The sequence below is a fragment of the Xanthomonas hortorum genome (assembly GCF_024339125.1).
GTDB classification, from domain to species: Bacteria; Pseudomonadota; Gammaproteobacteria; order Xanthomonadales; family Xanthomonadaceae; genus Xanthomonas; species Xanthomonas hortorum.
This window is the reverse complement of the sequence record NZ_CP101417.1, coordinates 1185533-1207980: the sequence shown is the minus strand read 5'-3', so window position 1 is coordinate 1207980 and position 22448 is coordinate 1185533. Positions and strand designations below refer to the sequence as shown.

22 protein-coding genes and 1 pseudogene are annotated in these 22448 nt (G+C 58.9%); 18 read left to right on the top strand and 5 right to left on the bottom strand.

From position 1 onward, the window contains the following. Positions 1-131: 131 nt before the first annotated feature. The 8 genes from NMB96_RS05090 (at position 132) to NMB96_RS05055 (ending at position 10285) form a co-directional block, all read left to right on the top strand. On the top strand, positions 132-3959 hold the full coding sequence (locus NMB96_RS05090; protein ID WP_255086933.1) for a LamG domain-containing protein: 3828 nt from the start codon (positions 132-134) through the stop codon (positions 3957-3959). Between the two features lie 248 nt (positions 3960-4207). Further along, positions 4208-5140 (top strand): hypothetical protein, encoded by a 933-nt coding sequence (locus NMB96_RS05085; protein ID WP_255086419.1) that lies wholly within the window; start codon positions 4208-4210, stop codon positions 5138-5140. A 77-nt stretch (positions 5141-5217) separates the two neighbouring features. Next, positions 5218-5610 (top strand): GIY-YIG nuclease family protein, encoded by a 393-nt coding sequence (locus tag NMB96_RS05080; RefSeq protein ID WP_255086418.1) that lies wholly within the window; start codon positions 5218-5220, stop codon positions 5608-5610. A 77-nt stretch (positions 5611-5687) separates the two neighbouring features. Further along, positions 5688-6386: a DUF1206 domain-containing protein gene (locus NMB96_RS05075; protein WP_255086417.1), complete on the top strand. Its 699-nt coding sequence runs from the start codon at positions 5688-5690 to the stop codon at positions 6384-6386. 126 nt (positions 6387-6512) lie between these two features. After that, positions 6513-7493, top strand: a complete 981-nt coding sequence (locus NMB96_RS05070; RefSeq protein ID WP_183086593.1) for an IS5 family transposase — start codon at positions 6513-6515, stop codon at positions 7491-7493. Between the two features lie 261 nt (positions 7494-7754). Beyond that, complete coding sequence (locus tag NMB96_RS05065; protein WP_255086416.1) at positions 7755-8102, top strand: hypothetical protein; 348 nt, start codon at positions 7755-7757, stop codon at positions 8100-8102. Between the two features lie 167 nt (positions 8103-8269). Then, complete coding sequence (locus NMB96_RS05060) at positions 8270-9250, top strand: IS5 family transposase (RefSeq protein WP_183086593.1); 981 nt, start codon at positions 8270-8272, stop codon at positions 9248-9250. A gap of 216 nt (positions 9251-9466) precedes the next feature. After that, complete coding sequence (locus NMB96_RS05055) at positions 9467-10285, top strand: hypothetical protein (protein WP_255086415.1); 819 nt, start codon at positions 9467-9469, stop codon at positions 10283-10285. 225 nt (positions 10286-10510) lie between these two features. Here NMB96_RS05055 and NMB96_RS05050 read toward each other — a convergent pair whose 3' ends face one another. Next, a complete protein-coding gene (locus NMB96_RS05050; RefSeq protein WP_183086603.1) occupies positions 10511-11491 on the bottom strand; it encodes an IS5 family transposase in 981 nt (326 codons plus the stop codon). Positions 11492-11518: 27 nt separating this feature from the next. Here NMB96_RS05050 and NMB96_RS23660 point away from each other — a divergent pair, with 27 nt between their 5' ends. The 6 genes from NMB96_RS23660 to NMB96_RS05025 all read left to right on the top strand — a co-directional run bounded on the left by NMB96_RS23660 (position 11519) and on the right by NMB96_RS05025 (position 15491). After that, the gene (locus tag NMB96_RS23660; protein WP_485130461.1) at positions 11519-12115 is read left to right on the top strand and encodes a RipA family octameric membrane protein; all 597 of its coding nucleotides are present in this window, start codon (positions 11519-11521) and stop codon (positions 12113-12115) included. A 153-nt stretch (positions 12116-12268) separates the two neighbouring features. After that, on the top strand, positions 12269-12742 hold the full coding sequence (locus tag NMB96_RS05045) for a YybH family protein (RefSeq protein ID WP_255086414.1): 474 nt from the start codon (positions 12269-12271) through the stop codon (positions 12740-12742). 363 nt (positions 12743-13105) lie between these two features. Next, complete coding sequence (locus NMB96_RS05040; RefSeq protein ID WP_104592842.1) at positions 13106-13456, top strand: SymE family type I addiction module toxin; 351 nt, start codon at positions 13106-13108, stop codon at positions 13454-13456. Positions 13457-13567: 111 nt separating this feature from the next. Next, the gene (locus NMB96_RS05035; RefSeq protein ID WP_255086413.1) at positions 13568-13792 is read left to right on the top strand and encodes a hypothetical protein; all 225 of its coding nucleotides are present in this window, start codon (positions 13568-13570) and stop codon (positions 13790-13792) included. A gap of 357 nt (positions 13793-14149) precedes the next feature. Beyond that, the gene (locus NMB96_RS05030; protein WP_255086412.1) at positions 14150-14791 is read left to right on the top strand and encodes a hypothetical protein; all 642 of its coding nucleotides are present in this window, start codon (positions 14150-14152) and stop codon (positions 14789-14791) included. A 7-nt stretch (positions 14792-14798) separates the two neighbouring features. After that, positions 14799-15491 (top strand): hypothetical protein, encoded by a 693-nt coding sequence (locus NMB96_RS05025; RefSeq protein WP_255086411.1) that lies wholly within the window; start codon positions 14799-14801, stop codon positions 15489-15491. 104 nt (positions 15492-15595) lie between these two features. On the opposite strand, the gene NMB96_RS05020 is transcribed toward NMB96_RS05025, so the two are convergent. Further along, the gene (locus NMB96_RS05020; protein ID WP_183086593.1) at positions 15596-16576 is read right to left on the bottom strand and encodes an IS5 family transposase; all 981 of its coding nucleotides are present in this window, start codon (positions 16574-16576) and stop codon (positions 15596-15598) included. 63 nt (positions 16577-16639) lie between these two features. Between NMB96_RS05020 and NMB96_RS05015 the strand changes: the two are divergent. From NMB96_RS05015 to NMB96_RS05005, 3 genes and pseudogenes are all read left to right on the top strand, one after another. Continuing rightward, positions 16640-16993: pseudogene (locus tag NMB96_RS05015) on the top strand (XVIPCD domain-containing protein); the annotation flags it as partial. Positions 16994-17494: 501 nt separating this feature from the next. Next, a complete protein-coding gene (locus tag NMB96_RS05010; RefSeq protein WP_255086409.1) occupies positions 17495-17947 on the top strand; it encodes an RNA polymerase sigma factor in 453 nt (150 codons plus the stop codon). A gap of 45 nt (positions 17948-17992) precedes the next feature. Beyond that, positions 17993-18379, top strand: coding sequence for a hypothetical protein (locus NMB96_RS05005; protein WP_255086408.1), 387 nt, complete (start codon positions 17993-17995; stop codon positions 18377-18379). Between the two features lie 4 nt (positions 18380-18383). On the opposite strand, the gene NMB96_RS05000 is transcribed toward NMB96_RS05005, so the two are convergent. The 3 genes from NMB96_RS05000 to NMB96_RS04990 form a co-directional block, all read right to left on the bottom strand. Further along, positions 18384-19106 (bottom strand): carbon-nitrogen hydrolase family protein, encoded by a 723-nt coding sequence (locus tag NMB96_RS05000; RefSeq protein ID WP_255086407.1) that lies wholly within the window; start codon positions 19104-19106, stop codon positions 18384-18386. A gap of 152 nt (positions 19107-19258) precedes the next feature. Then, a complete protein-coding gene (locus tag NMB96_RS04995; protein ID WP_225970153.1) occupies positions 19259-20632 on the bottom strand; it encodes a hypothetical protein in 1374 nt (457 codons plus the stop codon). Positions 20633-20716: 84 nt separating this feature from the next. Further along, complete coding sequence (locus NMB96_RS04990) at positions 20717-21382, bottom strand: hypothetical protein (protein ID WP_023902074.1); 666 nt, start codon at positions 21380-21382, stop codon at positions 20717-20719. A 284-nt stretch (positions 21383-21666) separates the two neighbouring features. Here NMB96_RS04990 and NMB96_RS04985 point away from each other — a divergent pair, with 284 nt between their 5' ends. Continuing rightward, entirely contained in the window at positions 21667-22287 is a 621-nt protein-coding gene (locus tag NMB96_RS04985) for a DUF4142 domain-containing protein (RefSeq protein WP_023902075.1), read from the top strand. Positions 22288-22448: the final 161 nt, after the last annotated feature.

The window sequence follows — 22448 nt, the reverse complement described above, 5'->3', positions numbered from 1 at the left end:
CGTGCCGGCCCGCTTGTTCGCTGCCCATCGTGCACCGCGTGCCGCGTTGCGGTGGCACGTTGCAGTGTCTGTCGCCCATGCGGTGCGGCAGTGGTTTTGAAACAGACGAGGTGCGTGTGCTGAAGGTTTGGATGGGTTTGTTGTGTCTGATCGCGCTGCCGGTGAGTGCGGCCACCCCCACGGCCCCGGAGTTGTTGTTCCGGGTCTCGGCCAATCGCAGCTTTGAGGCCGATGTCGCCCGCGGCGACGGCGTGCCCAACTTCCGCGACAAGATCGCCCTGGTGCCCACCGGCAAACGCGGCAACGCCATCGAATGGGCCGATGACGGCGTGTTGTCGTGGAATGCGCCCGGTAATCTCTACACCCAACGCGGCACGCTGAGCTTCTTCTGGCGTTCGCGCTACCCGGTGGGCGAAGCGCCATTCGTGATCTTCCGCGTCGGCTACGCCGACCACACCAGTTGGGACATGGCCTGGCTGCGCATCGACTGGAACGGCCACGGCTTCGATGCCTTCGTTACCGACGCCAACCTTGCGCGCACCCGCGTTTCTTTCAAGCTCGACAAGAACCCGGCCGCCAGCGACTGGATCCACATCGCGTTTGCCTGGGACGAAACCCGCGGCGTACGCCTGTACGTGGATGGCAAGGAAGCCGCGCGCGTGGACTGCGGCCAACCATGCGCCAGCGGCGGCGCGCTCGACTTCGACGCCGCGCTGGACCAGTTCGGCCTGGCCGGCCGTGTGATGTCGCCGCACCAGGTGCAGAGCCGTTACAACTTCCTGCGCGGCAGCGATTTCGACGAGATCCGCATCTACGACCGCATGCTCGATACCAGCGGCGCTGCCGCACTGGCACGCCTGCAGGAGCCCACCACCGCCGAGCCCGCCACAAGCGACGCGCAACACGCCGCCTTCCTGCACCGCTTTGGCTGGGACAACGGCCACGCACCGCCGCTGCTGAGCGCACCCATCACCCGCATCCGCAAGGTGGAGTTCACCGACGCGCGCGACCTCAAGCAATGGATGTGGAAGGCCACCGACGGCATCGCCGAAACCACTTGGCCCGGCGTCTACAACCGCTCGCGCCTGCCGGGGCGCGACGACTACTTCCAGCTGCCGGACTGGAACACCTACGTCGAAGGCGGCAAGGCGCTGGACCTCACCCTGCCGGACGAGCCGGTCAACCGCATCGAACTGCGCGGCGCCGCCTTTGGGCAGGCCAGCTACACCGCGCCCGCTGCCGCCGGTGCAAGCACCGCGCAGGCGCAGCCACTGTTCGACCGCAAGCAAGGCGTGGTGCGCAGCGTGGACCAGTTCCCCGAGCGCCGCGGCGGCACGCTGCGCTTTGCCAACACCGCGCAGGAAACCCCCATCCAGGAAATCTGGGCCTACAACGTGCAACCGGGCGAGGTACCCAAAGGCAGCGCGCAACTCAGCTACACCGTGCGCAGCGACATCCAGCCCGACTACGACAACCTCGCACCCTTGCGCGATGTCATCGCCGGCCGCTACCCGCCAGGCGAGCGGCAGACCGTGATCGCGCTGCCCACCAAGGCGCCCGCGCGCAAGCGCCCCAGCGACAAGGCCGCAGCAAGCGCGCAGCAGCCCATCGTGCACATCCTGGTGCCCTCCAGCCTGGGCAACCCGCCACCGGACCAGGCGCTGATGCGCAGCTGGTCCTACGGCTGGGAGAACATGCACGACGGCCTGGACGGCATCGCCATCACCGTGCCGGCGCTCAACCTGCCGGCCACCCACAACGGCAGCATCCCGCTCAACATCCGCATCAAGGACCCCATCTGGCCCGCGCGCGACATGATCGATGTCTCGGTGGCGGTCGCCCCCGGCCAGGCCCGCACCCTGTGGCTGGACCTGCGCGACAGAATCCTCAGCAACGACAGCCTGATGCTCAGCATCGCCGCCGCCGCGCCCGGCTTCAACGCCAACGCGCTCGAAGGCACCCAGCTGCAGCTGGTGTTCAAACCGCGCGCCGAAGCCCTCAAAGAGCACGTCGCCGACCGCTTCAACCAGGTCAAGGACAACTGGGGCTTTTTGGTCGAAGAACACACCACCTCCAAGCGCCAGCTGCTCTACAAGCGCCTGGATGCCGACATCACCGACCTGCTGCGCGTCGACCCGGACCACGCCCTCGGCCGCCAGTACTGGAACGACATCAGCTACGCCAACCAGGGCGCGTTGCCTGTCGAACTGCCCAGCGTGCCCAAGGGCGTGCCCGCCTGGGCGTTCTGGCAGCTGCAGGACCTCAGCGCCACCCGCCGCTACATCCGCTGGTGGATCGAGCAGCGCCAGGTGGCCTACGGCGATTTCGGCGGCGGCATCTCCGACGACTCGGACCTGGTGCAGCAATGGCCCGGCGTCGCCCTGATGGGCGTGGACCCGGACATGCTCAACGCCTCCATGCTGGCGCTGTCCGAGGCCAACTACCGCAACGGCATGTTCACCAACGGACTGTCCACCATCGAAACCGACGAGCTGCATTCCTACGAAGAGGGCATCAACCTCAACAGCGCCCTGCTGTATCTCAACTGGGGCGACCCGCGCACCGTCGAGCGCCTGATGGAAACCGTCAAGGCCTTCGATAATGTCATCCAGGTCAACCCGCAAGGCCATCTGCTGTTCGCCAGCAACTGGTTCGGCGGCCGCACCGTCTACCGCGAGCCCAACTGGCAATGGCAAAAACCGTACTCCTTCCCCATCGTGCACCCGGCCATCCTGCTGGGCGGCTATAACGCCGACCCCAACAGCCGCCGCATCGTCACCGGCCTGGCAGATGGTTATCTCGCCCACGCCTACACCAACGCCAAGGGCAACTGGGCCCTGCCCAACGAGATCAACTGGCAAACCGGCAAAACCCGCGGCGGCGAACTGTTCGAAGGCAGCGGCGGCGCCGACACCTTGCACACCTTCTGGGCCGCCTACCGCTTCACTGGCGAGCAGCGCTATCTCAAGCCAATCGACTACCGCGTCGCCAACAGCGGCCCCAACGGCCTCTCCCTGCTCAACGAAAACTTCCTCGACGTCATGGGCAAGCGCAACGACTGGAGCGGCAAGCTCATCGATGCCGCAAATAAAGACGACGGCAGCGCCCCGGACTTCCCGCACCATGTGGCCTGGGAGCAGACCGGCAACCTTGAGTATCTCGCCGCCATTTACCGCAGCGAGGCGCGCGAGAAACTGCAGAACTTCTACATGAACACCGAAGGCCACTGGTGGAGCGATCGCGTGGAATCCCCCACGGTCAACCTGCAGCGCGCACGCCTAGGCGGCGTGGCGCTCAAGCGCAACCAGACCTACCCCGGCCACACCGTGAGCTGGCACTTCGCCGATCCGGAGGCCGCCACCCAAGTGGCCATCGCCATCCCTGCACCCCAGCAAGACCGCTTCACCGTCATCGCCTACAACACCTCCAGTAAACCTCAGCGCGCCAGCATGACCGGCTGGAACATCGCCCCAGGCCAATGGCGCATCACCCAAGGCGTGAGCAAAGGCAATGACGGCAAGCTCGACAGCACAGCCAAAACGCAAGAGGTCGCTTTCGAAAAAAGCGCGGCCATCGACATCGACTTCCCCGCAGGCCGCACCACCGTCCTGCAACTCGAACGCATTGCCGAAGCAAGTCCCGTCGAACTACGCCCGGACCTTGGCATCGGCCACGGCGACGTACGCGTGACTGCCGATGCCATCGAGGTGACCGTGCACAGCCTCGGCCATGCGGATGCACCGGCCGGGTTTGTGGTGTTGGAGGATGCGCGGGAGAAAGAGCTGGCAAGAGCGGGCTTTTCGGCGTTGGCGGCTCCGCGGGATTTGGTGCCTAGGAGCGTGGTTGTGCGTTTGCCGCTGCAGGGTGGGGGCGCTGGCAAGGGCGTGCGGTTGCGTCTGGTAGTGGAAGGCCAGGTTGCCGAGATCACTCAACGTAACAACACGCTGGCGATCCCGTGACAGCCAACGCTTAGCGGTAGTTTCTGCATAGACGTTTAGAGCTTGCAGCGTTATAGCGACAGACTGGAGAATAAAAGGAAGCACCTGCAAAAATGCGGATTAACATTTGATGCCCAAAACAGGAGCGCCAGTGAATTATCGCGTGTTCGAAGGAGTCGCAGCGATTGACAGCCGTCAAGAGGCCGGCCAGGATCATGTTATGCCGTGTTTAGGTGGCCCAAAAAGTTAGCTGTTCAGGGGAGATCGAATTGTCTGTAATTCAGTATTTTATGACTGGTGGTATGGCGAGCATCGGCGGCGACCTTCCTGAGCAAGATCAGCAGATCGCCAGCGAAGTGGTGACACTCTTCGGAGAGAAGGTGCGGCGCTATGCCCTAACGCTGCAGGTCCCAGCGTCCGTGCTGTCAGTGCAGCGGTGCACTTTTCTGTTTGTCGCGAAAGATACGCAGAGCTATCACTTTGTGTTTGTGGACGCGCCCGGCGGCAATCAGATCAGCTATCGCAACCTGGCAAGCCACGGCCGGATTGAGCTGCAAAGCCTCGTACACTCGGCGCGCATAGAGGTGGGCGAAGTTGTCTGGGCCTTCTCAATAAGCACCAATCTGGCAAGGCCAGACCTAGAGGCGTATTTGCAAACCATAGCCAACGAATACGTGAACAGCACGCTTCAAGCACAGACTAAAGCCAGCCCCAAAATTTCTGACGAAGCTCTCGCTCTACCAGAGATTGCGAGCGGGTTAGAAAAGTTTAGAGCCGATTATCCCATCGGCACCAAGACTGCCTTCATCATCATGCAGTTCGGGGCAACGAAGCCGCACGCTGCGGTAGTCGACTGCATCAGGAGCTCTCTAAAGGCGCACGGGATTTTTGCGCTTCGCGCAGATGACAAGGAGTATATGGATGATCTCTTTGCAAACATCAAGACATATATGCATGCCTGCGACTTCGGTGTCGCTTTGTTTGACCGCATCACGGAGGACGAATTTAATCCCAATGTATCGCTTGAGGTTGGATACATGATGGGGATGGGGAAAGATGTATTGCTGCTTAAAGACCGCACGCTTCGCAACCTGCACACAGATTTAGCCGGAAAGCTCTACAAGCAGTTCGACACAACGGACGTTGTTGGGACTATGCCGCAGCAGATCGAAAAATGGCTGGCTGACAAGGGGCGCAGCTGATCAGCTAATAATTCATTCAAGCTGACGCCATTTCGCGGCGCGGCTTAACTCAAGCGTTAGGGCTCAGAGGGGAGATTATGGCTGTCATAACGCAAGGGTTTGTTTATGTGTTTCGTGACAGGCTGGACAACAACCGAATTAAGGTCGGCTATAGCACAGATCCTGTCGCTCGCCTAAGACAGCTTTACACCACAGCAACTCCCGCTCCGCTGGCGCCCTACTGCATTTGGCGAGTCAGCAACATGCGTATCGCAGAGCAGATCGCCCATGCAGTGCTTGACGATCATCGGATCAACAAGCGAAGGGAGTTCTTCGAAATTGCTCCAACTCCGAATTTTACCCAATTCGAGCAAACTGACTACGATACAACTAGTGTCTTTCTAGATGCACTTTTGGAGCTGATCGAGGAGGGCATGGAAAGGCAAAGTGTTGAGTATATGCGCATCCCCAGTTTGGATGAGCTTGGCTAAATTTGGCTGGCTGAGCCTTAATAATTCGCCCAAGCCGACACCGCTTCGCGGTGTGATTAACCAAGGTGTTAGACCGCGTGGACAGAGACTCGACATTCAAAGAGCACTATTTCTGGGAACTCCAGCGCAGGGACAGTCTCAACACAAGCCTTGCGTTCCCAGTTGGCGTGGTTACGCTGCTTTTTGGCGCAACTTACGCCATGTCGCAGAGCGTCTCACTCGATCCGACGGGATGGAACGCCCTACTATTGATACTTCTTGGAATGACTGCGATCCTACTAGCCGTAGGCGTCTACTATTTAGTTCAAGCCTATTGGGGCTACACCTACAAGCACATGCCGCTTTCGGCAAAACTACTGGACTATAAGGAGGGGCTTGTTGCTTACCACAGCGCCTGCGGCAAGAATGACTCTGATTCGCGCAAATCGGCAGAACAGGAGTTCTGGACAGAACTTGATCGAGTGTACGCAGAAAACTGTGAGATCAACGGCGATAATAACGACAGTAAGTCTTCCAAAATTTTTCGAGCCAATCTGTACATCATTGCGGCGATAGCATCTGTTGCCTTGTGTGGCCTGATATTTCTTTGGCAATCCAAAGTAATTCCGCCAAAGCCGTCCAAGATCGAAATAACTAATCTCAAGGAGTTGGCTGTGACCCAGAACAGTAAGCCCTCACACCCTCCCGCGCAGCCAGCGCGCCAACCCGAACCTGTCCGGCCAACTATGCCGCCAAGCCGAGACGTGAAAGAGCATGTAGACCCCAAGAGAAAGTAGGTGTCATCTAACTATTTATTCAAGCCGAACCGGCTTCGCGGATCGGCTCAATTCAAGCGTTAGGGAACCTCTGAACAACGCACCACAGATACGCGACACTACCCGCCTGATGTTGAGGAGTGATCCATGCAACTGACGTTCGGTGACGCTGAGGGCCTGGGCAAGCGCAAGCAGACCCGGCGCGAGATCTTTCTGGCCGAGATGGAGCAGGTGGTTCCGTGGCAGCAACTGCTCGGTCTGATCGCGCCGCACTATCCGGTATCGGGCCGGCCAGGTCGGCAGCCGTACGCACTGGCGACGATGTTGCGGATTCATCTGCTGCAGCAGTGGTATGCGCTGAGCGATCCGGCGATGGAAGAAGCACTGCACGAGATCCCGACCTTGCGGCGGTTTGCCCAGCTCGGTGGCTTGGACAACGTTCCGGACGAGACCACGATTCTCAACTTTCGGCGCCTGCTGGAGACCCATGGCCTTGCCGCGCGGATGCTGGAAGCGGTCAACGCGCATCTGGCGCGCAAGGGCCAGAGCCTGCGGTCGGGCACGATCGTCGATGCGACGCTGATCGCGGCGCCCAGTTCGACCAAGAATGCCGACAACGCGCGCGACCCTGAGATGCATCAGACCAAGAAGGGCAATCAGTGGTATTTCGGGATGAAGGCGCACATCGGCGTGGATGAATTTTCCGGGTTGGTGCACCACGTCCATTGCACAGCCGCCAACGTCGCCGATGTCACGGTGATGCACACGTTGCTGCATGGCAAAGAAGACAGCGTGTTCGGCGATAGCGGCTACACCGGTGCGGACAAACGCGAAGAACTGCAGGCCTGCAAGGCTGCATTCTTCATCGCCGCCAGGCCCTCGACGATGCAAGCCCTCGGCAACAAACGCGAGCGTGCTCGGGAAAGACGTTGGGAACACTTCAAGGCCAGCGTGCGCGCGAAGGTGGAGCATCCATTCCGGGTGATCAAGCGCCAGTTCGGCTACACCAAGGTCCGCTATCGCGGCCTGGCCAAGAACACCGCGCAGGTGCTGACCTTGTTTGCGCTATCGAACCTGTGGATGAAGCGAAAGCAGTTACTGCCGACGATGGGGAACGTGCGCCTGTAACCCGGGCAACACCCTGCAAACGCGCCGGAAACGGCAAAAAAATCGAGGATCTGAGCGCCGTCAGCCTGGTCGATGTGGTTAGGCTCATCCTCCGATGCCGTTGATCAGACCATCCTTAGGCGCCCGATGCAAGATGAATTTGGCCTCGAGAGCTGGCGTTTTGATATTGGTGGCGAGATCATCGAAATAAAGTCGTCTCCAAAAAGAACGGGGCCAGGTTCACTTTAGAAACCAAACGACCGCGTTTCCTAGCGAGTTGGCTTGATTTATGCGTTGGAAACCATGGCAATCATCGGAATTATCTTGCGAGCAAATGAAGAGCTGGATGAGTTGTATGAGGACTGGACTCCAGAGCCGCTTGGTTCAAGGGCAGATGTCCTGGCTGCAATCGGAAGCTGCGTGCCAGCTGACGACGCCAGCTTGGCACTTAACTTCCGAGTCGAGCAATCTGATGATAGCGAGGAGCCGCGGGCCATATCCATTTCAGGGGTCTGGGGTCAAAGAGAGTCTGCAATTTTGCATAGGTTGTGCAGTTTGCTTGGTGCACGATTCTACGATTCTACGATGCTGAGGCTGGGAATTTTATCAATTTATGATCGCCAAAATTGATTCAAGACGAATCCGACGAAACATGCTCAGGTTCACTTAGGAAGTCAACTCGACCCCGTTCCTTAGAAGAAAGGAGCGTTAAAAGCCGCTCTTAAAGCCGCTAAGGAACCTCTGAACAACGCACCACAGATACGCGACACTACCCGCCTGATGTTGAGGAGTGATCCATGCAACTGACGTTCGGTGACGCTGAGGGCCTGGGCAAGCGCAAGCAGACCCGGCGCGAGATCTTTCTGGCCGAGATGGAGCAGGTGGTTCCGTGGCAGCAACTGCTCGGTCTGATCGCGCCGCACTATCCGGTATCGGGCCGGCCAGGTCGGCAGCCGTACGCACTGGCGACGATGTTGCGGATTCATCTGCTGCAGCAGTGGTATGCGCTGAGCGATCCGGCGATGGAAGAAGCACTGCACGAGATCCCGACCTTGCGGCGGTTTGCCCAGCTCGGTGGCTTGGACAACGTTCCGGACGAGACCACGATTCTCAACTTTCGGCGCCTGCTGGAGACCCATGGCCTTGCCGCGCGGATGCTGGAAGCGGTCAACGCGCATCTGGCGCGCAAGGGCCAGAGCCTGCGGTCGGGCACGATCGTCGATGCGACGCTGATCGCGGCGCCCAGTTCGACCAAGAATGCCGACAACGCGCGCGACCCTGAGATGCATCAGACCAAGAAGGGCAATCAGTGGTATTTCGGGATGAAGGCGCACATCGGCGTGGATGAATTTTCCGGGTTGGTGCACCACGTCCATTGCACAGCCGCCAACGTCGCCGATGTCACGGTGATGCACACGTTGCTGCATGGCAAAGAAGACAGCGTGTTCGGCGATAGCGGCTACACCGGTGCGGACAAACGCGAAGAACTGCAGGCCTGCAAGGCTGCATTCTTCATCGCCGCCAGGCCCTCGACGATGCAAGCCCTCGGCAACAAACGCGAGCGTGCTCGGGAAAGACGTTGGGAACACTTCAAGGCCAGCGTGCGCGCGAAGGTGGAGCATCCATTCCGGGTGATCAAGCGCCAGTTCGGCTACACCAAGGTCCGCTATCGCGGCCTGGCCAAGAACACCGCGCAGGTGCTGACCTTGTTTGCGCTATCGAACCTGTGGATGAAGCGAAAGCAGTTACTGCCGACGATGGGGAACGTGCGCCTGTAACCCGGGCAACACCCTGCAAACGCGCCGGAAACGGCAAAAAAATCGAGGATCTGAGCGCCGTCAGCCTGGTCGATGTGGTTAGGCTCATCCTCCGATGCCGTTGATCAGACCATCCCTAAGGACTCAGCCAAGTAAGCGCTAACAATCCATTCAAGCTGAACTTGCTACGAAAAGTCAGCTCAGTTAATGCATCAGAGCTATAGGTGACACAAACGCATGTCCAAGGAAAATCCAATGATCTCTGAGTTGCCGAAGTTTCCTCCAGCAAGAGACTTCTGCCTCACTGTTCCTCTGTACGAGGATTTTCAGTACGACGACGAAAAGCAAAACGGATTCTATGCACTAGAACAGTTCGCGGGAACATTGGATTTCCATTGCCAAGAATGCGGGCAGCACAGTGTTTTTAAAGTGCGTAAAAAAAACTACAGCTCAAACTCGCATTACATAAACTACGTTTTCTCTCTGCTATTTATCTGCTCGCGGAGTGCTTCTCACCAAGCATTATTTATCTTCAGGGCACATAGAGGAATTTGGGATAAAATAGGGCAAATTCCATCGCTCGCCGAGCTCGCTTTACCGGATTTGCGTAAGTACCGCAAAGTGCTGGGGAATGACAGATTCAAAGAGCTCACTCGAGCAATTGGTTTGGCCACACATGGGGTTGGGGTAGGCGCATTCGTTTATCTCCGCCGCATCTTTGAGTCACTAATTAACGATGCTCATGACGCAGCTTCAACCAGTGCCGATTGGGACGAGGGCGCGTATGCTCGGTCTCGTATGGATGAGAAAATTGGGCTGCTCAAAGACAAATTGCCACAGTTCCTTGTTCAAAATCGTGGCTTGTACAGCATTTTGAGTGTGGGAGTACATGAGCTATCAGAGGCAGAATGTCTAAACGCCTTCCCTGCAGTCCGTCTGGCCATTGAATTGATACTGGACGATTTGCTTGAGCAATATGAGAGACAAGCAAAACTCAAATCTGCGGAAAAATCTCCTGCAGTATTAAAGGCATCGAGCGGGCGTGCCGAGGCCTAAAGTTAATAGAGCCAAAGCCGCTTTGCGGCCTGTGTTAATCAATCGATAGCCAAGGAAAAAAATGATTGGAATTAAAGGAAAAACAATTCTATTCACACAGGGCGACTTAGGGATGGTCTGATCAACGGCATCGGAGGATGAGCCTAACCACATCGACCAGGCTGACGGCGCTCAGATCCTCGATTTTTTTGCCGTTTCCGGCGCGTTTGCAGGGTGTTGCCCGGGTTACAGGCGCACGCTCCCCATCGTCGGCAGTAACTGCTTTCGCTTCATCCACAGGTTCGATAGCGCAAACAAGGTCAGCACCTGCGCGGTGTTCTTGGCCAGGCCGCGATAGCGGACCTTGGTGTAGCCGAACTGGCGCTTGATCACCCGGAATGGATGCTCCACCTTCGCGCGCACGCTGGCCTTGAAGTGTTCCCAACGTCTTTCCCGAGCACGCTCGCGTTTGTTGCCGAGGGCTTGCATCGTCGAGGGCCTGGCGGCGATGAAGAATGCAGCCTTGCAGGCCTGCAGTTCTTCGCGTTTGTCCGCACCGGTGTAGCCGCTATCGCCGAACACGCTGTCTTCTTTGCCATGCAGCAACGTGTGCATCACCGTGACATCGGCGACGTTGGCGGCTGTGCAATGGACGTGGTGCACCAACCCGGAAAATTCATCCACGCCGATGTGCGCCTTCATCCCGAAATACCACTGATTGCCCTTCTTGGTCTGATGCATCTCAGGGTCGCGCGCGTTGTCGGCATTCTTGGTCGAACTGGGCGCCGCGATCAGCGTCGCATCGACGATCGTGCCCGACCGCAGGCTCTGGCCCTTGCGCGCCAGATGCGCGTTGACCGCTTCCAGCATCCGCGCGGCAAGGCCATGGGTCTCCAGCAGGCGCCGAAAGTTGAGAATCGTGGTCTCGTCCGGAACGTTGTCCAAGCCACCGAGCTGGGCAAACCGCCGCAAGGTCGGGATCTCGTGCAGTGCTTCTTCCATCGCCGGATCGCTCAGCGCATACCACTGCTGCAGCAGATGAATCCGCAACATCGTCGCCAGTGCGTACGGCTGCCGACCTGGCCGGCCCGATACCGGATAGTGCGGCGCGATCAGACCGAGCAGTTGCTGCCACGGAACCACCTGCTCCATCTCGGCCAGAAAGATCTCGCGCCGGGTCTGCTTGCGCTTGCCCAGGCCCTCAGCGTCACCGAACGTCAGTTGCATGGATCACTCCTCAACATCAGGCGGGTAGTGTCGCGTATCTGTGGTGCGTTGTTCAGAGGTTCCTTAGACCGCGAGCATAAAGCTCGCCTAGATTTATATCTCCAATGCATTGAAATTCGTAACTTTGAGATTTCGAACCTCGTTGCGAGAAACAACTTCTTCATGATCTTCCAGGGCGTTCTAATCGCTGGACTTCTGCAGTCTAGTGACAAAGGGCCTCCTATGGTGTTGCTCTGCGTTTGCTTATGTGGCCTTGTGGTTTCCGTGCTCCAGACAATGATGGCGTCTGGAGCTAAGTTCTGGCAGGATGCCTGGGAACATCATCTTGATTTATCAGAACGTCGATTGAAGCGAATTATGCATATATCGGATCCCGGAAGAAGGTTTTACGAGCTTTTCGCGCGAGATCCCGAGCAGACAAAGAGCGTACTTCGCCTGAGAAGAAGATGTTCCCGAAAGCCTGATCGCGCTCACTTCCTTGTCCGTCGATTCTCAGTGAGTAAGATGCCAATTTATGCCGGCCTCGCTTTTACTGGGCTTTGGTTAGCGTTGTCAGCGTCGCTTATTGAGGGCCCCATACCTAACCTATTTGCATCTATCTCGCGCGGGTTTCCTTGTCAATAAACTAAAATTTGTCTACTAAGTAACGGGGTTGGATTCACTTAAGAGCTTCGTAACGGGGTCAGATTAACTTAAAAAGCCAGCCTGATCGCCGCAGTTGCGAAGCGCGGAATGACTTTGTAGTCAACTAACGAGACTCTAGAGGGAGTAAGACATATGAGCCGATCGATAATTGACTTTTTTGTCTTCAGTCTCGTGCTTGCCACGGGGCCATTGCATGGTCAGAACATCACAGAAAAGGCCAACCCAACAGCAGTTGCCAGCGTTGCGTTACCGCCCGAACTTGATCGAGTACTCCGCGACTATGAGCGCGCATGGCGTAAGGGCGACGCGAGCGGGCTTGCTGCGTTATTTGCGGAAGATGGCTTTTTGCTGCAGAGCGATCGTCCTCCAATCCGGGGCAGGACAGCGATTCAAGCGGCCTATGAAGGTAGCAGCGGAGGCCCGCTACGCCTGCGCTCACTCGGTTTTTCCGCCGAAGGTAATGTCGCCTACATCATAGGTGCGTACGGCTACGGAGATGCACCCGGCGACATAGGAAAGTTCACCCTCACGCTGCATCGAGCACCCGGCAAGCCTTGGTTGATCTTCTCGGATATGGACAATCTCAATGCTTCGGCCAAGCGGTAGTCCGCTGCATGGTGCGACGCGAACAAAAATAGAGGAGCGATCTACATTTTCTTCGTGGTGGCCGCACTCAAAAATCACCGTCAATTTGTAGCTCGCAGCATTTGACATTCCAACAAATCCGCAGCAATCTCTACCACAAGGAGCGTAGAAACTCCTAAGACAGCGGTACCCACCTCCGAAATCCCGGTGGGTTTTTTGTGCCTGCAGCTTCCTGCTGGCGCAGCCGACGCGTTGCCTGCGTCGGGAGGGCGGCTAATACAACACCCTTCGGGAAATACGCCCGCCGTCTGTCTTCGGTTTCTAACCTCCCGACATCCCGTCGCCACCCGGCGGCGGGGCCTGTTCGTCAAGGAGGGCTTTGCCATGCGTCGACCCACGTCCCGTCCCACATCCGCACGCAAGCGCGCCACGGAGCCGCCGCCCACCGAGATCGGCTGGCACTCGCTCGACCCCTCGATCAAGCCGCGGCCCTACGTCGAGCGCACCCCCATCCCCCAACCCCGCACCGAAGCCCGCCCCCCACGCCCCGGCCACCCGCGTGCCCCGCACCACTGCACCGTCGGCTACGGCTACTACCCCGCCAGCAACCAACGCATCCCCACGCTACGCCTACGCGGCCGCTGGCTGGAACAACTGGGCTTCACCATCGGCAGCAAACTCCACATCCGCCTGCGCGATGGCGAGCTGGTCGTCAGCGTGGCACCTACGGACTAACCAGGTGCGCAGCGCACGCGCAGCACGCACCCGCACGCCCCGCGCCGAGCGCAACGCGCCAATCGCCACCACCGTGCGCGCTCCCCGCTCACCGCGCAGAGGAGGACACAGATGGACCACCCCGCCGTCGTCTTGCATCTCACGCTGGACCAACGCGACCAGCTCGACCGCCTGCTACGCACCCTCATCGCTCATGGCGACGTGATCGCCATGAGCAAACCGGAGTGCCTGGAGGCGCAGACCCTGCCCACGCTCGGGCAAGCCATCTTTGATGCGGCCAACGCCGTGCGCGAGATGCTTGAGCAGCGGGTGGAGCAAGGGTGTGGCGCTTCTTAGCGAAACCCCTGAGACCGCGCTCAATCACGTTTATGGTGACTTTGAATAGCGATGACACGACACGGATTGCATTCTGGTGGAGTGCGCCACTGGTGAACTGGAGGTGCAACCTCACACAATGCGATGACACGGAGCGATCGACGTGTTCTTGCTGCTGAGCTGGTTTCGCCAAGCGCCTGCAACCGGCTCAGTGACTGCTCGACCTGTTGTGCGATCGCATCTCACCCGTCTTCATGTGCATGGTGCACCTCCGCGAAGATAAAGCCGTGCCTATAAAACAACCTGGCGTCATGGCCCCATAACGCACGCGTCAGATAGCCTATGCTGTGATCGAAGCAATCTCTTCAGGCGCAATGCATGTCAAGACCGCACCAAGTTGTACGCGTATTGCTGTTATTAGTAACAGCGTATATGGCAGCGGGCTGTCATCGGCAGCCACAACAGACCAGTGCGCCACAGCCGGACCGGAACAGTGACAGCCAAACGGCTGTACCGTTGGCACGCTCGTTGGAAGCCATCCACGATGGCGAAATCCGACTTGATTTTGACGTGCCGGCCACAAATGGTGAGTCACCTCGCTCTGTCTTCATTGGGGTTCGTCTCGAGGGACGCGATTCAACATCCGTGGCTGAGGCTGCCGATGCGCTTAGAAAAGCAAAGATTTCTGCAAAGGTTCAGCTCTATCAAATCGAGCAAGGCCGTACTGCGGAGGTTGAACTCAAGCGCAGCCACTGGGTGAGTCGTAATGAGGTGGAGTGGCTCACTATCCCTGCGGACGGTGCCGTCCCCGGCCTGGAAGCCGCCGATGCAGACCGAGAGTCCTTGTTGGAAGCAGGCTTGATCGCTCAAGGGGTTGCTTACACTGAACTATCTTTTGCAAGCGCAGATGCGTTGCCGTCAGGCCACTATATCCTTGGCCTTGCGCTGGGCAATGAGCGTCAGTTGTTGATCGACGCCAAGGCGAAGCTCTTGATTGCGTATCGCGCAAAGAAGAAGTGAGAGGAGCATGGCAACGAATTCATCAGAAACGCACTACACCGTCACGGTCTATGTCGCCGCACCCGGCACGCCATTAGCAGGTGGCGGTACATCTGCAGCGGGACACGTCTACTACTCCATCTCTGATGGGCAAAATAACAATAGCTACGGGTTCGCTCCGTTAGCGCATGGCGAGTCAAGTGGGCTTGGCGGCGTATCAACAACCGATGTCGCAGATTACAAGGATCCCTACTACTCCAGGACGCTGGAGATCAGCAAGGACCAGTATGAAAAGCTTCAGGCCTTCGGCAGAGATGCTGCCGGCCACGGCTTTAACATGCAGTATGAGTGGAAGGAAAATAGTTGCATTGATTTTACCTGGAGTGCATTGAACCAGGCTGGCTTGCATCGGCGGAACGTATTTGTCATGACGGACAAGGATTTCGAAGGGCAGCTGAAGCCGCTCTCTAACGTCGAAGACATCAAGAGCATTAAGGCCCCATTCCCTGATAGCAAGTTGAATAGTGAGTCGCAGCATGCAATGCCGAAACAGACCTTCGAGCAGCGTCTTATTTCGGAGCAGCGGCATCCGGACGATCGTAGTCTACCGGGTCTAGCTGCGCCATTTGAAAGACATCAGATGCCAGCAAGTGACGCAAGCAAAATGGACCCTCTCTTGTCCCAAGCGGAAGCTGCGGTTCGCGATCTAGGGATGGTCTGATCAACGGCATCGGAGGATGAGCCTAACCACATCGACCAGGCTGACGGCGCTCAGATCCTCGATTTTTTTGCCGTTTCCGGCGCGTTTGCAGGGTGTTGCCCGGGTTACAGGCGCACGTTCCCCATCGTCGGCAGTAACTGCTTTCGCTTCATCCACAGGTTCGATAGCGCAAACAAGGTCAGCACCTGCGCGGTGTTCTTGGCCAGGCCGCGATAGCGGACCTTGGTGTAGCCGAACTGGCGCTTGATCACCCGGAATGGATGCTCCACCTTCGCGCGCACGCTGGCCTTGAAGTGTTCCCAACGTCTTTCCCGAGCACGCTCGCGTTTGTTGCCGAGGGCTTGCATCGTCGAGGGCCTGGCGGCGATGAAGAATGCAGCCTTGCAGGCCTGCAGTTCTTCGCGTTTGTCCGCACCGGTGTAGCCGCTATCGCCGAACACGCTGTCTTCTTTGCCGTGCAGCAACGTGTGCATCACCGTGACATCGGCGACGTTGGCGGCTGTGCAATGGACGTGGTGCACCAACCCGGAAAATTCATCCACGCCGATGTGCGCCTTCATCCCGAAATACCACTGATTGCCCTTCTTGGTCTGATGCATCTCAGGGTCGCGCGCGTTGTCGGCATTCTTGGTCGAACTGGGCGCCGCGATCAGCGTCGCATCGACGATCGTGCCCGACCGCAGGCTCTGGCCCTTGCGCGCCAGATGCGCGTTGACCGCTTCCAGCATCCGCGCGGCAAGGCCATGGGTCTCCAGCAGGCGCCGAAAGTTGAGAATCGTGGTCTCGTCCGGAACGTTGTCCAAGCCACCGAGCTGGGCAAACCGCCGCAAGGTCGGGATCTCGTGCAGTGCTTCTTCCATCGCCGGATCGCTCAGCGCATACCACTGCTGCAGCAGATGAATCCGCAACATCGTCGCCAGTGCGTACGGCTGCCGACCTGGCCGGCCCGATACCGGATAGTGCGGCGCGATCAGACCGAGCAGTTGCTGCCACGGAACAACCTGCTCCATCTCGGCCAGAAAGATCTCGCGCCGGGTCTGCTTGCGCTTGCCCAGGCCCTCAGCGTCACCGAACGTCAGTTGCATGGATCACTCCTCAACATCAGGCGGGTAGTGTCGCGTATCTGTGGTGCGTTGTTCAGAGGTTCCCTAGAGAAAGGGCTTGGTCGCGACTACGACGAAAATAGCGCTCGCCTCGCCGCGAGTAGCGCCTATCTCGCAAAGGAGAATGGGTTATCAAGGATAAATCACATCGCATTGAGTCAGCAGGCCGACTCTGTACGCCAAGGTGAGAACGTCTTTGTTGTTGAGGGGGCGTTGAATGATCCTGCACACAAGATGGCGCACATGAAGACCATGGATGCCATTGCGCAGCCGGTGGAGCAATCATTGGCTCAGCTGCAAACACTGAGCGAGGCGCAGCGGCAGCAACAACCGCAACCACAGCAGCAGCAAGAGCAGCAACGTGATCAAGCACCAGTGCAGCCGCATCGAACGGTATGAAATTGATCAGATAGTGCAACAAAGGTGTCAGCGCGATTTGCGATGTTTTTGTCCCAGTGGGCTGGTATCGCATCAGATCGCTAGCAAGCTTTATTTCAAGATCATAGAAAATCTTCTAAGAGCTGTATCCACCGGCGTCAACCCAGTGTGTTTTTGTGTCCGTAGTTTCTGGTGGTTGTAATCGACGCGATGCCTGCGCCCGGAGCCCGGCTGACAACACCCGTCGGGAAATACGACCACTCATTCTGTGCGGTTTCTAACCTCCTGCATCCCGTCGCTACCTCCACATCCGCCTGCGCAACGGCGAGCTGGCCCGCCTTGCATCGACGCAGCGACCCAGGTAATACCTCCGCCTAACGTATGGCGTGCGACACGCCACCGCGCATCACACTCGTACGCGACTACACGCACGTACGCCCCACCACGCGCTGGCGCGTGCGCGAGGAACCGGCATCGGGCAGGGCGCGCTTCGACTAGGCCATCGGCCTGTTGCATGCCGACTTGCTCGCCTACATGCGCCGGCGCCTTCGTCACCCGGACACCGCCGCCGACCTCGCCGAGGAAACGCTGCTCCGCCTGCTGGCCTACCGCGACGCGCCTAACATTGGCGACTGCGCACTGCTGATGTACCGCATCGCTCACAACATGGTGCTGGAGCATTGGCGCACGTGCCACCGCCGCCACGCCAACACCCACGTCGCACTGGACCTGATCACGCCGCTGGCCGCAGACGGCGCACACGTCGACCAGATCGCCGACACCCGCCGCATCGTGCAGCACCTGCAGACCCACACCCTCGCCACCCTCCAGTCCAGGTGCCGCCAGGCCTTCACCCTCCAACGCATCGACGATCTCACCTACCCGCAAGTGGCCGCAGCCATGGGCATCTCGATCAAGATGCTGGAAAAGCACATCAGCCGTGCGCTGGCTGCTTGCCGGGCTGCTGTGCAGTGATGTACTAATTACATGCAGCCAGGGCAGCGCTACGCTGCTAAATCAATGGATAAAGCCGATATGGAACTTGCTGGTTTATTGCAGTCTCTTAAGCCGGATGAGCTTCTCTTCATCGCGCAGCGAGACTACGGCGAGGATACTCACGCACACTTGGATGCTCTTGTCGCTGTTATGGCAAATGGTGGGCTGCTTGAGGAGGGGCAGCATTGGCATCCTTACGAGGTTATCGAGCTAACCGCGCATCGTCTCGTACCTGGGCATGAACGTGCATTTGTCGCGTGTACTCTGCTGGTCATCGCCGCAGTTCGCTCGGGCTTCGACACTTCAACAGATCTAGGCAGCAAGCTGGTCGACCGTGCTGCTGACTATGAAAGGCTCGAACCAGAACTCCGCGATTCCGTGTTATCAGCCTATGGAGAAGCCAGGTTGTAGAGAATCAGAGAACGCCCGCTTCTCCAGTCCGTATGTCGTACACCACTAATGCCTCTTGAAAAGGGTCAGCGCTGCAAACAAGTTCACCGGCACTGCTCCAGATAGCGGACAGACCTGCTCCTATAAAATTATCGGCGGCGCCGATACAGTTCGCCATCATTACGGTCATGGAATGGGTTTTTGCCATCATCGGATAATGACTGTAGGCCGATGCGACGCCTCTCTCGGATTTGGCCACGCTTGCAAGATACACATGAGAGCCTAACTTTGCAGCGTGTTCTGCATGGCTTGCCTGCAGCGACTCGTAGCAGATGGCGGGTGCCAGGACATGATCTGCGTGTCTAAGCACGAGCTGTTCAGTGCCGGGGGTGAAGAAAGGGTATTCGTCGACGTGTAGATGCTGCTTGGAATAGGTACTGCGCGCCAGCCCCGGTTGGAAGCAAATCATGCTGATTTCGGTGCCTTTCGTCCCCTTCGTCGGCGCGCCAACGGCGATGAGCATGCCATGCCGGTCGCTTAATGCCTGAAACTCATCAAAGCGCCGATCAGTCGGGTGCATCGCCAGAGCCTCCGCCAGACCTGGTTCATAACCAGTGAGGGACAGCTCGGGAAAGACCAGCACATCGGCACCCTTGCTTGCAGCCAGGCGGATGACATCGAGGTGCTTACTGATGTTTTTTTCGATCTCGCCAGGTATAGAAGCGATTTGAGCAGCGATTAACTTCATTGCCTGTCTCGTGTGAACGTGTTGAGGTCGTGCATCTTGGCTGGGCGCTTACCTAAGCAACGGCCTCAGGAAGACAGATTGCCTGGATGCTTACCGAACCTCTCCAGCCTGAATCCTGTAAAAAACTAGGTGCGCCGGTTTGGGGCCGGTGTTCATTTGTTGAGCACCGTGGTTCCCCAGATCTGGTCGTAATCGGCATTGTGCGCCTTGGTAAATCCATGGGCATCGCTGAACCCCTCATCGACTTTCTGGCCATCCTTGTAGATCACATAATGTCGCCCGCCGGCAGACTGGTTGCCCGGGTAATGCAGCTGCATACGGTAGACGAGCCTGCTCTCTTCCGCTGCAGGCGTTGCCTGTTGCTGTCCGCCGCCGCTGGCCATGTGCTTTATCTGCAATAGCGGTGTCGCCTGCTGCGGATAGGCAACAATCCAGCGCATGAAATTGGCTTGGTCCTGGGCTGACGCTTGCCCGGACGCTGGCCAGATATACAGAAAAGTTGCCGGCGTACCGGGCGCTGTACTGGCAGCTGGCATGTGCCACTCATAGACCTGCTGCTTGCCATCGGCTGTCGTCATCTCGAGCAGGCTGGCACTGCCGTGCGATGGGTTGCTGGCGGCCACCGGAAGTTCACTGATCGGCACCAGGCGGGAATCCGGTATGGCACCCGCCAGTGCCAGCAGTAGGTCGCGCTGGTTTGTCACCTCCTGCGCGTTCAACGACAGCGAGCGCAGATAGCGCGAACGCAGACTGAAACGGTAGCGCTTTTCCTGCAGGGTGAATTCTCCCTCGACCCTGGATGCTTCGTGCCAGTCGTGTCCGGGTGCCAAATTGACAGTGCCGTGCATGACGCAGAACCCCTGCTGGGACTGCGCCGCTGGCGGGAAGGGCGATGCGCTGCTGGTGATGGAGGCCAGGATTTCCTTGGTGCGCCGCTCGGTGATGTCCTGCAGGCGGCTGATGGCACTCTTCTGGAAGCGAAAGGTCGTGCCATCGCGATGGACGAAACCGGTGACCTGTACCACATCTGGATCGAGCGGCAATGCTTCTTCCTCGCGTGCGACGATCACTCTGCCATCATCCTGCGCCAGCGTTTCTACGGGCTTGATCAGTTGGCGTACCCGGCCATCACTGGCCGATGCTTGCGCGGCCAGCAGGCGCTGCGCATAGCTGGCCGCGTCTTCGCGGTAGGTATCGACGTCGCCCCAATAAAACTGCGCGGAACTTCCCAGGAAATGCAGGGGCATGTTGGACGTCACGGCAAGCCGCCCGATGCAGTAACTTGTGTTGCCAGTAGTGTCCGCCGATGGCGGCAGCGGCTTGTGAGTGGTGTTGGTGGTGCTGCAAGCAGCAAGCAACGCCACGGAAAACCACAGTAGTGCGCGCATCGGGCGTGGGGCGGAACGTCTCAACGCAATTCCTTCAAAACAGCAATCGGCCATGATAAATGACGCCGGTCCACGTGGTGCGTCACCCATGGCCAGGTCACCGGAAACCGCACTGCGCCGCTTTGCATCGGCTTTCATGCCGCGCGGTGGTTGATGGCGTGCCTGCCTCCGTTGCGTTTGCCCCTGCAGGAGTGCGGCGCACCGGGGTGGCTAGGCTTGCGATTACTTCTTTCGGTATACCCCGCCGAAGGAAACGTTCATTCCGCCGCATTCCAGGTTGTCGTCGACCAGCAGCATGTCGCCCAGCAATTGCAGGCGCACCTTGCACGTGTTCTCGTTGACCTCGATGCGGTTGCCTTCTGGATAGCCGCGCGCGGTGACCGAGCCGGTGTGCGGACCGCCCGGCGTCTGTTCCGGGTCAGGATAGGCGCTGGGCCAGTACGCATCGCCGTTGACGGTGATGCTGCCGTCTGCGTTGGGGGTCAATTGCAGCATGTTGTCGCCGTAGTGCCAGTGGCCGTTCCACGCCTGTGGTGTGGGCGTGGCAGCGCTTGGTTGCATCTGCAGGCTGGACTGTGCAACCCAACCGGCGGTGCCGCCTCCCTTGTTGGGATAGAGCACGCAGACATACGCATTGCGGCGCTGCGCCGTCAGGACGATATCGTTCTTGACCACGTAGGCGCGTCCCTGGCATGCGGCCCCGCCCTTGTCCGGGCAACCATCGGTGTCCTTGAGCAGATGCAGGCGCGGCGGGATGACCTTGCCGAGGGAGAACGCCACCGGCGCGCTGGTGAACAATCCATTGCGGCAGGTGGCATCGTCGGTGGCAGGCGCGGCGTGGACCAACGGCGAAACGCCCAACAGGGCAAGCATCCAGGCCTTATGCATGGCAATCACTCCAAATGTGGCGCGGTAGTGTGCGGTAAACCGGGCCGTCTTTCAGCAGGAAAATGTCACCACACGCCATGCGTACCACAGCCGCGCTGACCCACGTCCAGTTCCACGCCCGCCCGCCCGCAAGCGCGCGCCGCCGCGTGCGGTGCGTGCATGGTGCGGCGTTGTGTCTTCGCCCCGCAGCCCATGCTTGTGTCTGATTAACTCAGTGGAAGTGTATGAGCTCTCTTCACCTGGCGAGGGCGATGCTGCTGTCTCCAATCGAGAGGGAGTGGAGCATGAAACAATCACTGTTGGTCCTGTCCATCGTCGCGGCGCTGGCGCTCGCTGGCTGCAAGCCGGATGCCGACAAGGAGGCCGCAGCGCCTGCCGCGTCCACCGAGCCGACGCCGACCGGTGGCGCGGCGACCCCGACCACACCGCCTGTCGGCGAAGCCAGCCCGGCGCCGGAAGGCGCGGCGCGCGCGAGTTCCGGAGACGACATCGCCCTGGGCCTGCTCGGGGCGGTGAATAACCACGAGATCGCCGCAGCCAAGCAGGCGCAGGACAAGAAAGTCACCGGCGCGGTGCTGGAGTACGCGAAGATGATGGAAAAAGAGCACACCGAGAACCTGGAAAAGACCAAGGCGCTGGGGACGCTGGCCGAAACCCCGGACGTCAAGAAGCTGGAGAGCAAGGGCGAGCAGGACCTGTCCACGCTAGGGCAGAAGTCCGGCAAGGACTACGCGGCGGCCTACATCGATGCAATGATCGCCGGGCACAAGGACGCGCTGCAGCTGATCGAAACACAGATGATGACGGTGGCGTCGACCGAGCCGGTCAAGCAGCATCTGACCGAGACCAAGACGCACGTCGAGCAGCACCTGGCGAAGGCGGAAGCCATCAAGAAGGCGATGTGAGCATGGGCGTGGCAGATCGCCGGTCTGCCACGCCTGGTCTGCAAGCGGCGAGTGAGCGCGACGTCGCCATCTTGAGCTTTAGGGACCTGCACGGACGTCGATCAAACGTTCTCTGGCGAAGCGTTCGAGCCCACGTCGCGTTGCCGCAAACGTGATGGCAA

Excerpts from the sequence above, each read along its gene's own strand:
- NMB96_RS05035 (WP_255086413.1), top strand. The coding sequence starts at position 13,568 with ATGGACCACCCCGCCGTCGTCTTGCATCTCACGCTGGACCAACGCGAC.
- NMB96_RS05060 (WP_183086593.1), top strand. The coding sequence starts at position 8,270 with ATGCAACTGACGTTCGGTGACGCTGAGGGCCTGGGCAAGCGCAAGCAG.
- NMB96_RS04985 (WP_023902075.1), top strand. The coding sequence starts at position 21,667 with ATGAAACAATCACTGTTGGTCCTGTCCATCGTCGCGGCGCTGGCGCTC.
- NMB96_RS05070 (WP_183086593.1), top strand. The coding sequence starts at position 6,513 with ATGCAACTGACGTTCGGTGACGCTGAGGGCCTGGGCAAGCGCAAGCAG.
- NMB96_RS05030 (WP_255086412.1), top strand. The coding sequence starts at position 14,150 with ATGTCAAGACCGCACCAAGTTGTACGCGTATTGCTGTTATTAGTAACA.
- NMB96_RS04995 (WP_225970153.1), bottom strand. The coding sequence starts at position 20,632 with ATGAAAGCCGATGCAAAGCGGCGCAGTGCGGTTTCCGGTGACCTGGCC.
- NMB96_RS05025 (WP_255086411.1), top strand. The coding sequence starts at position 14,799 with ATGGCAACGAATTCATCAGAAACGCACTACACCGTCACGGTCTATGTC.
- NMB96_RS05050 (WP_183086603.1), bottom strand. The coding sequence starts at position 11,491 with ATGCAACTGACGTTCGGTGACGCTGAGGGCCTGGGCAAGCGCAAGCAG.
- NMB96_RS05045 (WP_255086414.1), top strand. The coding sequence starts at position 12,269 with ATGAGCCGATCGATAATTGACTTTTTTGTCTTCAGTCTCGTGCTTGCC.
- NMB96_RS05055 (WP_255086415.1), top strand. The coding sequence starts at position 9,467 with ATGTCCAAGGAAAATCCAATGATCTCTGAGTTGCCGAAGTTTCCTCCA.
- NMB96_RS05040 (WP_104592842.1), top strand. The coding sequence starts at position 13,106 with ATGCGTCGACCCACGTCCCGTCCCACATCCGCACGCAAGCGCGCCACG.
- NMB96_RS05090 (WP_255086933.1), top strand. The coding sequence starts at position 132 with ATGGGTTTGTTGTGTCTGATCGCGCTGCCGGTGAGTGCGGCCACCCCC.
- NMB96_RS05005 (WP_255086408.1), top strand. The coding sequence starts at position 17,993 with ATGGATAAAGCCGATATGGAACTTGCTGGTTTATTGCAGTCTCTTAAG.
- NMB96_RS05020 (WP_183086593.1), bottom strand. The coding sequence starts at position 16,576 with ATGCAACTGACGTTCGGTGACGCTGAGGGCCTGGGCAAGCGCAAGCAG.
- NMB96_RS04990 (WP_023902074.1), bottom strand. The coding sequence starts at position 21,382 with ATGCATAAGGCCTGGATGCTTGCCCTGTTGGGCGTTTCGCCGTTGGTC.
- NMB96_RS05000 (WP_255086407.1), bottom strand. The coding sequence starts at position 19,106 with ATGAAGTTAATCGCTGCTCAAATCGCTTCTATACCTGGCGAGATCGAA.
- NMB96_RS05080 (WP_255086418.1), top strand. The coding sequence starts at position 5,218 with ATGGCTGTCATAACGCAAGGGTTTGTTTATGTGTTTCGTGACAGGCTG.